Below are 12306 nucleotides of genomic sequence, written 5' to 3' on the forward strand. Positions count from 1 at the left end.
TTGTCGTTGCATCGTGTGCCAGTCCTTCTCATCATTTGCAGTTCTACAATGCTGAGTGTAATCCGAATATTTTGGATTATATACACTCTCGCTGTAGATTCATGACCGGGTCTGCTCCTCGCCGAAACAGGTATGTTAGATATCGGGGTACTGCGATGTCATGCATTCCTCTTCACAGAAGAAATGCTCTGTTATCCCCCCCCCCCGTCCGAGTTACGTATCGTAACCCCGCTATACCTCATCTGTTCGCTGATCACCTGTCCACAGTAATCACAGCGGTAGTCCGGTGACCCACCGACCAAGATTCGAGTTGACTTGTTCTGGATATTCAGTTCAGTAGCGACTGCGTTGCTGCTGGCTTCCATAGCGCAACGAGCAGTTGTTAGTGATTGCTCCGCCTCAGCTTGTCCATTCATTGTTTGCCTTGGTTGATTGTTGACAGCGATTGCACTCGTTCCATCTACTGTTACACACGACTCTGGAACCGCTACGGTCGTTTCACCGACGTTTTCCACCTGTGCCGGGTTACGCCCGGACTGTAGTGGTCTACGCAGGCTATCGGGTAGGCAGTGTAAAAAACGGATAACCGGTCGCTATAGCCACTGGTCCCATCGTTTTCCGGGGCGCTTTTGCCGTCTGGGTACCCGGCTCCATACCTTCGTATACTAAACTATCGTATTTAATCATTTGGTTGGTCTGGTCAGTGTTTTCACTGAGATGGGGCCGTTCACTAGCTCGATTGAGTGCTGGGTGTGAACACCACTCACAAAATGGTTAAGTGTACATCCGTTAAAGATAGTCTCATGAACCCGGGCGTCGACTGTATGGCTTGGAACGCAAGCCCGCTGTCCCGGCAGCTGATCAGTGCAGACCCTTCTACATCCGGTTTTACGTTTTTTACATTTTTCAAATTTTAAACTGACGTAGACCACCACAGTGCGGGCAAACGCCGGCACACAGGTGGAAAACGTCAGTCCTGGCTGGTCCCCAAAGCGCCAGCCGACGGTTTTCGGGTCGCGACGACCCACCTCACGAAGCGCTGCGACACCAACGACGAAATCATAATCAGCGACATCATGAACGCACAAAACACGCAGAAGTACTGTAGCCAACAATCAGCAGACATCGCAAACGCAGACCAAGCGCGGAGGGCGGTCCCTGAAAGCGTTGAGAGCCAATCTATCCGGGTCGTAGTTAGCTCGATTGCAACGCGACACTGCGACCACTGCGGAACGCCGATCGGTGAAAACGTCCGGTATCGAAATGTCACGACCAGAGATAGTGCTGGCAACGTCACGGAATACGCGTTCTGCGGTGTCGATTGTAAGACGGCTCGGTTCCCGCGGCTCGGCTGAGCACTGGCTGTCGTGGGGGAATGTCCGCGTACCGGACCGCTAGCTGGGCTACTAGCTTCTTTTTGACAATACGGACAGATATCTCATTTGGATTGACAGTCACAGCCATCCTGTTTCAGAAACGCGACAATATCGTAGCTACGGCCACAGTCCTCACACAGCACCTGTACTTCGTTGATGATGTTGAAATCGCCGACCGAGATAGCATCGTTTTTGTTCAGACTCTCGATAGTTTGTCTCGTGACAGCGGTGGTTCGGCCCCGGAGGCGCTGTATTGAGTCGATGGCGCTCTCTTTTCGTTCTGCGGGCGTCTGCTCAGGTCGGGCCGCGCCACGGTCGTTCTTGAGATAGCGATACACCGTCTGGTGGGAGATAAAATCAGCCATCACGGATTCGACATCGATCCCGCTCTGTTCAAGCCGAGAGCGTATGAGCGGGGCGTCCGCATCATCTTCGTGCAGTGACTGATAGACCTGCTGGATGTCGCCACTCAATGTCGGAGCGTCACTCCCATCGATGGCGGACTCAAGCACCGACCGGTTGAAGTAGTCAGCAAGGTCGCGAGTACTTTCTTTCTCTCCGTCAGCACCAACCCACCGATTTTCGAGTTCTGCACCCATCCCGACAAGATCGTATTTTTGAATTACGGCATCGACCTTGCTCGTTCCCCCATCGGACTGTGAGTCGTCTGTGGTCATGATCCGATTTAAGAGCCCCATAGTTACTAAACACTCTCGCATATCGAGAGCCCTGCCGGGGCCTTCACACGCAGAGTTGTATCGGGCCTGTACGCTGGTATGCGTTGACCGATTCACAAACCGAGCTACTCATCTGACGCAGATTCGGGCTCGCGAACCCACGTCACCGGGACCGGGGACTTTCGGACGAGTTTGGCGCTGACGCCTCCCATGACGTACCTGCTGAAATCAGTCTGCCCGTGTGTCCCCATAACCGCGAGATCGACTTCATTCTCGTCGATGTAGTCGCAAATCACCTTCGAGGGGTCACCGTGCTCAATGACACTGGTGACCGTGTCAAGCGAGGTGTCGTCGATCTTCTCGGTCGCCCCGGCCATAATTTCGTTCGCTCGCTCAGTCAGCTCCCCCTCTTTCAGAACGGAGCGTGCATCCGGCCCGAGGCCACCAGTCTCGACAACGTGAAGCAGATGGAGTGTTGCGTCCGTCGCCCTCGCGACAGCAATCCCCTCTGTCAGTGCGAGATCTGCGCCACGGCTCCCATCCGTCGGGACGAGGACGTGCTGTGGCGGATACACGAGTGGCCGATCTCTGTCAGGGTTGACCGCAATGACAGGAACTTCCGCTGTGTTGATGACGCGTTCAGTGACGCTCCCGAGCAGGATTCGCTGGATCCCACGCTGTCCGTGTGTCGGCATAACGATGCAATCACTGTCGGACTGTTGGCTGTAGTCGACGATCGTCTTGTGCGGGTCACCCTGAAGCACCGCAGAGACAACGGGAACGCCCTCATCTTTCGCATATTGTGTGGCTTCCGCCACGATGCGCTCTCCTTCTGTTTCGAGCACGTCGATGACCTCTCCACGAATCGTAGTGACGCTGTCTCGGCCAGTGTCGGCGACGTTGAGGATGTGCATCGTCGCCTCATGTTCGGATGCGATCTGTAGCGCGTATTCAAGGACCGATTCTGCGGCGTTGCTTCCGTCGGTCGGGAACAGGATGGTGTCGTACATACTGGTAGTCGTGTGTTTGCATGTCAGTCAGCTATCTGGGCAACGGCGTACGTAGCGCGGTACTCGGGGACGGGTCCCTGTTTGTTCCTCGTTGAGCGTGGCTTCTGTGTCGTTGCCTGTGTCTCAAACTGTTGGCCTCGGTGTCTTTTCAGATACATGGCACTTCAGAGACGCTGTTCGAAGAACTACACAGGGGTATCTAATAACATCTCGCCTGCTGCAGTCCTCTGTATCCGGATAGTGAACGGACAGCACCGCCGTTAGACGCCTCAATACGTTTAGCGCGGTAACAGTGTAGTGTTGGCACACATTTTTACCATAACCCCTCGCGTGTTGGGATATGGCAGCAGTCCGACGACTGGTCATCGATGTACTGAAACCACACGACCCGCCGCTACTGACGTTCACCAAGCAACTGGCCGAAATTGAAAGCGTCGAGGGCGTAACATCGTCTCTGATCGAACTAGATCAGGAAGTGCAAAACATCAAGCTCACCTTTGAAAGCGACGATCTGGACTTCGAGGCGATCGATGAAACGATCGAAAACCTCGGTGGGTCGGTACACTCTGTAGATCAGGTTGCCTGCGGTGACTCCGTTGTTACGGATCGACGGACGTTACAGGATGGCTGAGACGCCGTGGCGTCCATTCGACAACTCTTCAGGCGGCTTCTCGGGAAGGAAGATGTCCTTGCGATCTCTCGTCGGTACTTCATCTCGAACGGCTTCGACGGGACGCTCACGAGCATTGGTATCATCGTTGGTGCTGTCCTTTCCGGGGTCCCTCATGGGTACACTGTGATCAAAATCGGACTGGGCGCGGCAGTCGGTCTCGGGACCTCTGCGGTCTGGAGCGTCTGGGAAATCGAACGTGCCGAAACCCGGGCCGAAATCAGACGTATCGAACAAGCGATGCTCACGGACCTTGACGATACCCGCGTTCAGCGGAACCAGCGCGGTGTCCGCTTCGTCCACGCCACGATGAGCGGGCTGGGGCCACTTATCGGGGTTCTGATTCCGCTGACCCCGTTCCTCGTAGCGGGGACCGTCGTCACAATGGCAGAGGCGGCACTCATTGCGGTCGGCCTGGGTATCGGTGTGTTAGGTGTGTTCGGTGCCTACATGGGCTCTATTTCGGACCAGCGGTGGTACGTTGCTGCCGTTCGGATGGGACTTGCCGGATTGGTCGTTGCGATCCTCAACCTCTTTCTTCCAGGGTGAGTGGCCGCTCCTCTGTTTCCGGGCTGGAGCACAAATCCCAACTTGCTTTTCACTGGCCGCCATACCCGATAGTAGATGCGTGTTGGCTTGCGGCAGTTCAAACGGCCCTTGTGCTATGTGATGGCGCTCCTGTACGTCGTTGCTGGAATATTGCATTTCATCGTGCCGGAACTATACGTCCAGATCGTGCCACCGGTCTTGCCGGCGGCACTTGCGCTGGTGTATCTATCCGGCGTCGCCGAGGTCGCAGTCGGGCTCGGCCTGCTGGTACCGCGGACGCGATCGCACGCCGCCTGGGCGACGATCGCATTGCTCGTCGCGATCTTTCCCGCGAACGTCTACATGGCTGTCTCCATGGTCACCATTGAGGGGACGGGTGGCGGCGATCCATCTGCGCTGGTCCGCTGGGCACGGCTGCCAGTTCAGGGCGTGTTGATCCTCTGGGCGTACTGGTACACTGACTGAGTGGGGGGACTCCTCCGAGTGACCGGGCTCGGCCCCTCCTTCGACGGACCGGCCCTATTCCGCTTATCACAAGTCTCGAACGTCGAGCACATGGTATCGGGTTCGTTCAGGGACCGACGCCGGCGGCACGCATGTACTCGTCCAGTTTCTCCGCCAGCGCCCGTGCGAACGCTTCGTCGTTGATGGGGGCCTCCATTTCGAACAGTTCGACCGCCGGGTCGATGTGCTTGTGGATGGCGTCGAACAGCGCTGCATCCGCCTCGGGGTCGTAGAAGTCTTCACCCTCGACATCTAGCACCGAGACCCCGCCGAGCGGAAGTGCCACTGCCGCTGGGCCAGTCGCGGCATTCAGCTTTGTTGCGAGGATTTCGCCCAGCTCCGCACATTCCTCGGGCGTGGTTCGCATCAGCGTCACCTGCGGGTTGTGGACGTGGAACTGTCGCCCCTCGAACTCATCGGGGACCGAATCACGCGGGCCGAAGTTTACCATGTCGAGCGCCCCCGTCGAGACAACCTGCGGAACGCCCGTCTGGGCTGCGGCGTCCAGTCGCTCTGGCCCGGCGTTGAGCACACCGCCGACGAGCTCGTCCGCCCACTCGGTCGTCGTTATGTCGAGCACGCCGTCAATGATACCCTCCCGGATCAGTCTCTCCATCGCCTGCCCGCCAGTGCCGGTCGCGTGAAAGACGATTGTTTCGTACCCCGATTCTTCAAGGTGTTCTCTGGCCAGGTAATATCTAATCGGGCTGAGGACCAGACACGTAAACTGACCAGGTCTTTTTTAGGTAGACGTGGCAGACGTAGCATAATGGTCCGCAAAATTCTCTTTGCCGGCCTGATCGGATTCGTGTTTGTCTGCAAGATCGACGTGCTCGAAGCCATCATTCTGGCCGCTAACGACGAATCCCGAACTGTTGTGGACAAGCGGCAGAAGATGAGACACGAGATGAAATGACACTTCTGTTCAAACCCCGCCACATTGCGGCGATTCGAGACGGCACGAAGACGGCGACCCGCCGTGACTGGGCTGACAACTACCCGCGACCGTCCGAGGACGACATCCGAATGGCTGTGACAGAGATGTTCACCAGCGACGAAGCGTGTGACTGCTATCTTCGTATCACTAACCTGTATCAAGAACCGCTCGGCGAGATGAGCCACGAGGACGCTCGAAAGGAAGGTGGCTATGACATGGCCGAGTTCCGCAAGGCATGGACGCAGATCAACGGCGACTGGGACCCGGAACTTGTCGTTGACGTCGTTGAGTTCGAATACGTCGGCAGAGAGCGGCCGAGCGAGTCCGCAGCAAGTGGTGCCTGAACCTTTCCGGCAGTAGCAAACCGCCTGCTTTTGGTTTCAGACACTCTCTGGGCCCATATTTGTTCGAGAGAAAGTACGGACAGATTTGAGACTGAGGAACGCAATGTATCAACGTCGACTGCCGGTTGGAGGTGTCGTGGTCTGGAGCGCATCCACACCAGTTCTCATATCTCCTCCTATGACCAATACTTTCGAGAAAAGTACGCTATAACGTTCACCAGAGACAAGGTGTGTGCTTGGTTTGACTCAGAAGCGGTTCACCAGCCAATTAACGGTGGAACGTATTTTTGAGAAGGTACTTATGAAAACAAACACACACATCATCTCAGTGCTCCGAAGGAACCTTCTCATACTATGCGCCGCCACCTGTGGTTGTCTGGCAGGCTGTGCTTCGTCGCCGGGCAGTACAAGCACCCCCTCTACGATGACTGGCGACCCTGAAGACTTTGACGAACAGTATCTTGAAATTCGTAATCGGGCCGAAAATAAAGAGAGTATCTCTCTCATCGTACAGGGGTCGGATTCAGTTATAACGCAGGGAGAATATGAGGTAGCGGCTGACCAAACAATATCTGTCCCACTCCAAATCACTGAGAAGGGCAATTACGAATTGACAGTTTCCCGTTCAGGGGGTATTGAGATTTCGGCACTGTCTAGTTCTGGATCTCCTCAGCTGGCGTTTTTCCGTCAAGAGCTTGGTTCGGCCGTTCGTGGTTGTAGTGGTGTCTGAATCGTCGTAACCACTGTTTCGCGCTTGATTGACTGCCCCTCCAGAAGGAGTGAAAGCGGTCGATGCGCATGGTCACAGTCTGGAACCACTTTTCAATGTGGTTCCGGATTCGGTAGTCGAGCCAACCGCTCAAATCGTGACGTGAGAGGGCAGTCAGATAGGCGCCAGCATCAACGAGAAACACTGAATCGGCGACATCGTGTTTCTGAGTGAGTCGATGCAGGAACGCCGCCGCGGGGTCAGTCCCGCGGCGGCTGAACACGTCAACTTCAAGCAGCAGTTTTGACTCGGTGTCGACAGCGGCGTACAACCACTTCTTTTCGCCGTCAACCTCGATTTGTTTCTCATCGACCGCGACCCGCGACGGCTCCGCCGTCGGCGGGTCGCTCTGGGCTTCAGACAGTGTATGCACCCAATTCCAGACCGCGCCGTGAGAACGATCGACACCCAGCAGGTCTAAGATAGCAACCGTCTCCCTGATCGACAGCCCCGCAGTATGGAGACGCACCCCAAATCGCCGGACGGGTGTTGGGGTGCGCTCATTCTCCCAAACGTCTTGGCTGTCCTCATCTAACGTCTTTCTGAGGAGGTCTGCGAGTTGCATGGACACTTCTCGCTATGGCCTCCTCGTTTCTCAAACTCGCTCAACTAGACAGTGCCGTCCGCAGGAACACCTACCTCTTCTTCCAGTTCCGTGACCATCTCCCGGGAAAGATCGTACTTCGTCTCGTCTGCGTCATCCTGATCCTCGTCGTCAGCTTTCTTGTACTGGCGAAACACGAGCGGATAGGACGTTTTGTCGTCGGTATAGAACGAGTAAACGAGATCCTGCCCCCAGACGGGTTCGCCTTCGGTGTGATCGTAGAACTTGCCAGCACCGGGAAGTTCCTTCCCGGTTCGCTGGAACACCGAATCGTCGATGACGATGTAGCCGTCCTGTGACCACCGCGTTTCACCGTGTTTTTGCAGCTCCTCTAACCGCTCATGGTTGAGCTGGTCTTCGTCCCAGTCATACTCGGTGGGGAACTTGTTGAGTGTTCGGTCACTCCCTGCCGGAAGGACCTCTCGTGCGATCCCAGTCACGGTCCTGCTGCGGGCTGCAGCAAGACCTGTCACGTACGTCTTGGCGTGACGTGTCTGGTGATACGACAACGAATCGAACTCGTCCAGTGGGTCAGTACACGAGAGGAAGTCCGTTATTGGCAGCATCGGCCGTTAGACGGCATACATCGTGCGCCGAATTAAACGTGCAGAGCCGAGCAGATAGTAGAACCAGTGGAATCACCGGGCAGCTCGAAGAGAGAATCTAGTCGTCAGGTACAACGGATATCGCGGCCGGTATCGTGTTGTGTCAAAAGCGACAATGGGGTGGACGAATCGCAAACTGCGGGCTGTCGGATGTGCACTTACCTGGAAGTGTGTTTCACCGCTACTGCGCGGTTAGGTAGAATATAAATAGCTATTACACTTACTTAATTGGTATGTTAGACGCGAGTTCGACTGATTCTGGGGTGGGCTGCTCGTATGAATGGTAGCGCACGCGGAGGCCTGTGCCCGGACCCTGACGACGACGAAGGGTTGATTGTGAGTGACTCTGATGGCATGATTGTCGACGTAACCGAACCCCTTCCCCGGGTGACCGGCTACTCGAAATCGGAGTTACTTGGGATGGAGACGGCTGCCCTGTTCTGGCTTCGAGACGGTGACAACTACAGCGGACATACCCGGGCTCCGGTATCTGAGACGGAGGGCCGCTCTCACGGACTTCTCGAGTGCGCAGATGGATCACGAATCACCGTCGAACAACGGAGCTACACGGTTCGCCCGGAGGCAGAAACACACGTCTGCACGACGGTGCTGTTTCCGGGTGACGGCGAGGCGGCGGCGTCAGCGACGAGCCGTGACGAGCCGCCGATGTCTACAGTGGACGCCCTCAGCCGACTACAACGAACGGCCATGGACGACGACAGCGTCGAAGACACTGTGGAGCGACTGCTCGCGCTGGGCTGTGAGTACCTCGGAGCGAGCGCCGGTGCGGTCGCACGTGTCGACGACGACACGTACGTTGTCGAGCACACCACCGGCGAGACTGACGTGTACGAGCAGGGACGGGCCGTGCCATTTGAAGAAACTATTATTGACGAGCACGTCACCGGGGGTGCATCTGAGCGGCGCGCGTTCACCGTCGCCAAGGGCCAGCGTGAGTCCCCCGATTCGGACGTGCGTGGAGCGACTATGTGTGTGCCCGTCATCGTCGGAGATGACAACTATGGCGTCGTCGAGTTCACCGGACCGGCCACACGCGAGCGGCCGTTCGGCCAGCGGGAACGGGAGTTCGTCGAACTCCTCGCGCAGTGGCTCGGAAACGAACTCGGGCGTCGTCGCCGAGTCGAGGACTTGGAGCGGTACGAAAGCATTGTCGAGGCTGTCGACGACCCCATGTACGCGCTCGACACCGACGGGTGCTTCACCTTCGTCAACGACGCCGCGAAACGCGAGTTCGGCTACGGCGAGGAGATCATCGGCGAACACGTTTCCATCGGGATGGAAGCAGCGGACATCGAACGGATTCAGGGACAGATCAAGAAACTGCTTGGCACGGATGAGCGGTCGGCCACTGCCGAGTTCGAACTGCAGGTAGAAGACGGAGAGCGTCGTATCGTGGAGAACCGCCTCGCCCTGATCGGGGACGACGAGTTCCGCGGGACTGCAGGGGTCCTCCGGGATGTCACTGCTCGACAGGAGCGCAAGCGCGAACTCGAACAGTACGAGACGGTCGCGCAAACTGCTTCGGAGGCTCAATTGAATCCGGCGAATTTCGGCGTTTCAGCGTTCAATTGCCTGCTCCACGTTGTAAACGCCGGCTATGAGCGTTATCTCCCGGAACTGGCGGAACCAGTCACGCGCTCGGACGGCGGAGCCGTGCGAGCGCTTGATTGAGGAGTTGACGGACTCGGTCTGTGATCGCTGACCATAGAGCTCGTCGTCTATTCGGGCGTTGTGTGCGTGATCGTAAGGAGCGAAAACACGGTGCTTGATCAGCGGACGAATCCCGGCGTTTCGAAGCTCCTCACGGAAGCTCATGTCATCATAGCCTTTGTCAGCGGCCAAGCTTCGAAGGTCGCCCGCGTTCCGCAGGGCGACCTTCGGGCCGATCTTGGTTTCGTCAGGCCACTTCGTGCTGCAGTGTAAGTCAAGAATTGCTCCCTCAGCTGTATCTACGAGAAACGTCGTCTGGATCGTTTTGACGGAACGATCAATCCGTCGCAAGTAGTGAGACGATGCCTGCTGACGGTCGAAGTAGGTGGCATCAATTGCGGCGTGACCATTCTGGTCCAGCAGCTCCGCCGACCGGCGGAGCAGCTGTCGCCAGACAGTCATCGATGCCCGTTTGAACGCCTTACACAGCGTCGAAGGCGCGGGAAACTCCCCGCGTTGAAGATTCAATACCGCTCGAACACGTTCCATCTCTTCGGCCCAGTCGATGATTTCCTCGTACTCCGCGCTCATGTGTTCGCGCAGATAGAGCAAGACTGCGTGCTTCCAGCCGGCAAACCCGTTGCCGGCTGGATCACTCAGTTCCATCAGCGCAGCGTCAGTAAGCTTTTGAGCGAGCGAAGCCACTTGCTTCACGAAGCGGAAGAGGGTGTTGTGCATAACATTACTCTCCCGCTTCATACCCGTGATTCTAACGACCTATCCCGGCGCCGTCTGTGGATTCAATTGAGCCGTTAGAAGTGAACGTCTGCGGGGACGATCCAGAGCGTCTGGCTGTCCTCGTCTTCCTCGAGGACTCGCTCGAGCTGATCCCGATGTCGAATCCCCTGTGCGTGCTGGTCGTACATCGGGATCGAGGGCCCTTCGTATGCGCCGACCTGGTGGAACGCGTGGCGGGCGAGGTCCTCGTCGCGCATGATCGCCTCGTCGCTGAGCTCGTCGAGCGCCTCCTTCACGCGGTCGAGATTCCGCTGAAACTCTTCCTTTGTGGTGTCCCAGGCTCGATCGAGCAGTTCACCGCCCTCCTCTGAGTTGATGGGTGCTGCCGTCGGCAGATCTCCCCAGCGAGCCTTCCCGGCGACCGTCGTATCCTCCTCGTCGAAAGTACAGTAGTAATCAAACACGGCGCAGCCGTGGGGATTTGCCCCGACGAGACGGTCGAAGACTGCTTTTCCTTCGATCAGGGCATCATGCCGTGTCGGTGCCTCGACTAACGCGTAGATGACCATATGCATCTTTGATCACCTCGGAGCGCCGACTCACCGGGCTCGACTCTGTCTGCTCGGTGCGCCGGCACCCATCGCCGGCGCTCGAAAAACTTGCTTCGCGAGATCGCGTTCAGGAGTCGCGTGTCCGCTCGACAGTGATCGTCAGATTGCCCGACTCGTAGTCGGCCTCGAAATCGACGTTGAACGCGTCGGAGTCGTAGGCGGCGTGGTAGGCACGGTGCAGTTCGAGCGACCCGGTCGCCTTGAAGTGGAAGAACGCAGCCGAGGTGTAGGGTTTGCTCTGGGTTTCGACCTGCGTCTCGACAGAGGCCGGGAGCGCGATTTGTGGTGTGTCCGTGTCGATACTCGCAGCGAACGCCTTCGCTTCCTCGACAGTCGCCTGCGAATGTGCGGGCGTCTCACCGGTTAGCACGTTCACCGGTGTCTCGGTATCGTCGGTGAACAGGACATCGTAGAAGGTGCGGGTCCCGAGGACTGCGTCGGGACCTAACTCGCAATCGTTGAATGGGTCGTCGTCTGGTTTCTCGGACATCCAATCACGAGCCCACGGTGGGGCTCAGTCCTTTCTGTCCCAGAAAACCACCATCTGCTTCGACGCAGATCGGCCTACGAGCGGCTAAGTGTCGCGTCCGGTGACGGTGTTTCACCGCTCGGGATGCGCAACTCCTGCCGCTTCCCGACCCACTCGCCGAGTTTTTGCTTGAGGTACTGGCGAGCCGTCGACTGGGTGAACACACCCTTGTCGACCATATCGCCGACGACGTCCTTCAGCGCCCGGAACTGCCCCTTCAGATGGCCGTCGCCGACCGGCTCGCCGTCGTGCCACCGAACGGTCGCGAGCGCCCCGTTCCCGACCGTCTCACCGTGGTCGACTGTCTCCGAATCGTACTGCAGGCCGAACCACAGCGTCCGGTAGGCGGTCACCTCGAAGGTCGGTGACACCACGTAGAACGCCTCGTGATGGAGGTAGTCGAGATGGTCAGCGATGATCTCCTCGAGGGTGAGGTCGGTGGCACGGGGCTTCGGCTCGACGACCGTCGATGGGCGGTTTTCGCCGGTGAGGTAGCCGTCGACGGCATCTGCCTCGAGGCCATCGGCCAGTTCAGCCAGCAGCTGTTTCGCCCACTTGGAGTCGGTGTCGTCGCCACCGAACGGCGACTCAGCCGAGATTCGGTGCTTGAGCTTCAGGTTCGCAGCACCCCAATGAGAGTAGTGGAGCGTGTACTGTCCGTCTGTCCGTTCGTACGCAACAAGTGCGCGGTGACCCATCTGAACAATCACCT

The 12306-nt window shown here is 57.5% G+C and carries 14 protein-coding genes and 2 pseudogenes; 7 read left to right on the forward strand and 9 right to left on the reverse strand.

Features of this window, described 5'->3' with window-relative positions; translation table 11 throughout:
- Window positions 1–1076: 1076 nt before the first annotated feature.
- Window positions 1077–1355, forward strand: a complete 279-nt coding sequence (locus BDK61_RS24490; RefSeq protein ID WP_121303968.1) for a DUF7576 family protein — start codon at window positions 1077–1079, stop codon at window positions 1353–1355.
- An 83-nt stretch (window positions 1356–1438) separates the two neighbouring features.
- On the opposite strand, the gene rdfA is transcribed toward BDK61_RS24490, so the two are convergent.
- Together rdfA and BDK61_RS17305 are read right to left on the reverse strand one after the other, a co-directional pair.
- Window positions 1439–2053 carry a rod-determining factor RdfA gene (gene rdfA, locus BDK61_RS17300; protein ID WP_121303969.1) on the reverse strand — a complete coding sequence of 205 codons (615 nt, stop codon included), beginning with the start codon at window positions 2051–2053 and terminating at the stop codon, window positions 1439–1441.
- Window positions 2054–2178: 125 nt separating this feature from the next.
- On the reverse strand, window positions 2179–3063 hold the full coding sequence (locus BDK61_RS17305; RefSeq protein ID WP_004966677.1) for a universal stress protein: 885 nt from the start codon (window positions 3061–3063) through the stop codon (window positions 2179–2181).
- 340 nt (window positions 3064–3403) lie between these two features.
- Between BDK61_RS17305 and BDK61_RS17310 the strand changes: the two genes are divergently transcribed.
- The 3 genes from BDK61_RS17310 to BDK61_RS17320 all read left to right on the forward strand — a co-directional run bounded on the left by BDK61_RS17310 (window position 3404) and on the right by BDK61_RS17320 (window position 4747).
- Complete coding sequence (locus BDK61_RS17310) at window positions 3404–3694, forward strand: DUF211 domain-containing protein (protein WP_007190508.1); 291 nt, start codon at window positions 3404–3406, stop codon at window positions 3692–3694.
- A gap of 6 nt (window positions 3695–3700) precedes the next feature.
- On the forward strand, window positions 3701–4282 hold the full coding sequence (locus tag BDK61_RS17315; RefSeq protein ID WP_121303970.1) for a VIT1/CCC1 transporter family protein: 582 nt from the start codon (window positions 3701–3703) through the stop codon (window positions 4280–4282).
- Between the two features lie 75 nt (window positions 4283–4357).
- Window positions 4358–4747: a DoxX family protein gene (locus BDK61_RS17320; protein WP_011224959.1), complete on the forward strand. Its 390-nt coding sequence runs from the start codon at window positions 4358–4360 to the stop codon at window positions 4745–4747.
- Between the two features lie 106 nt (window positions 4748–4853).
- Here BDK61_RS17320 and BDK61_RS17325 read toward each other — a convergent pair.
- Window positions 4854–5474 (reverse strand): annotated as a pseudogene (locus BDK61_RS17325) (Tm-1-like ATP-binding domain-containing protein); the annotation flags it as partial.
- Window positions 5475–5555: 81 nt separating this feature from the next.
- On the opposite strand from BDK61_RS17325, the gene BDK61_RS23545 reads away from it, so the two are divergent.
- Together BDK61_RS23545 and BDK61_RS17330 are read left to right on the forward strand one after the other, a co-directional pair.
- The gene (locus tag BDK61_RS23545; protein WP_167467395.1) at window positions 5556–5702 is read left to right on the forward strand and encodes a hypothetical protein; all 147 of its coding nucleotides are present in this window, start codon (window positions 5556–5558) and stop codon (window positions 5700–5702) included.
- Window positions 5699–6067, forward strand: a complete 369-nt coding sequence (locus BDK61_RS17330; RefSeq protein ID WP_121303971.1) for an ASCH domain-containing protein — start codon at window positions 5699–5701, stop codon at window positions 6065–6067. The genes BDK61_RS23545 and BDK61_RS17330 overlap by 4 nt, the downstream gene beginning before the upstream one ends.
- Window positions 6068–6720: 653 nt before the next feature.
- Here the strand turns inward: BDK61_RS17330 and BDK61_RS17335 are convergent.
- Together BDK61_RS17335 and BDK61_RS17340 are read right to left on the reverse strand one after the other, a co-directional pair.
- Entirely contained in the window at window positions 6721–7401 is a 681-nt protein-coding gene (locus tag BDK61_RS17335) for an IS6 family transposase (protein ID WP_011224962.1), read from the reverse strand.
- Window positions 7402–7457: 56 nt separating this feature from the next.
- Window positions 7458–8006: pseudogene (locus tag BDK61_RS17340) on the reverse strand (transposase); the annotation flags it as partial.
- A 315-nt stretch (window positions 8007–8321) separates the two neighbouring features.
- Here BDK61_RS17340 and BDK61_RS17345 point away from each other — a divergent pair.
- The gene (locus BDK61_RS17345; RefSeq protein WP_121303972.1) at window positions 8322–9737 is read left to right on the forward strand and encodes a PAS domain S-box protein; all 1416 of its coding nucleotides are present in this window, start codon (window positions 8322–8324) and stop codon (window positions 9735–9737) included.
- On the opposite strand, the gene BDK61_RS17350 is transcribed toward BDK61_RS17345, so the two are convergent.
- From BDK61_RS17350 to BDK61_RS17365, 4 genes are all read right to left on the reverse strand, one after another.
- Entirely contained in the window at window positions 9624–10475 is an 852-nt protein-coding gene (locus tag BDK61_RS17350; RefSeq protein WP_121301968.1) for an IS5-like element ISHma10 family transposase, read from the reverse strand. The two genes, BDK61_RS17345 and BDK61_RS17350, sit on opposite strands and share 114 nt — an antisense overlap.
- Window positions 10476–10528: 53 nt before the next feature.
- Entirely contained in the window at window positions 10529–11029 is a 501-nt protein-coding gene (locus BDK61_RS17355) for a PX domain-containing protein (protein WP_121303973.1), read from the reverse strand.
- 103 nt (window positions 11030–11132) lie between these two features.
- Window positions 11133–11555, reverse strand: a complete 423-nt coding sequence (locus tag BDK61_RS17360; RefSeq protein ID WP_121303974.1) for a hypothetical protein — start codon at window positions 11553–11555, stop codon at window positions 11133–11135.
- 74 nt (window positions 11556–11629) lie between these two features.
- Window positions 11630–12292: a DUF6735 family protein gene (locus BDK61_RS17365; protein WP_121303975.1), complete on the reverse strand. Its 663-nt coding sequence runs from the start codon at window positions 12290–12292 to the stop codon at window positions 11630–11632.
- Between the last annotated feature and the right edge of the window lie 14 nt (window positions 12293–12306).

The sequence above is a fragment of the Haloarcula quadrata genome, assembly GCF_003634715.1.
Lineage (GTDB): Archaea > Halobacteriota > Halobacteria > Halobacteriales > Haloarculaceae > Haloarcula > Haloarcula marismortui.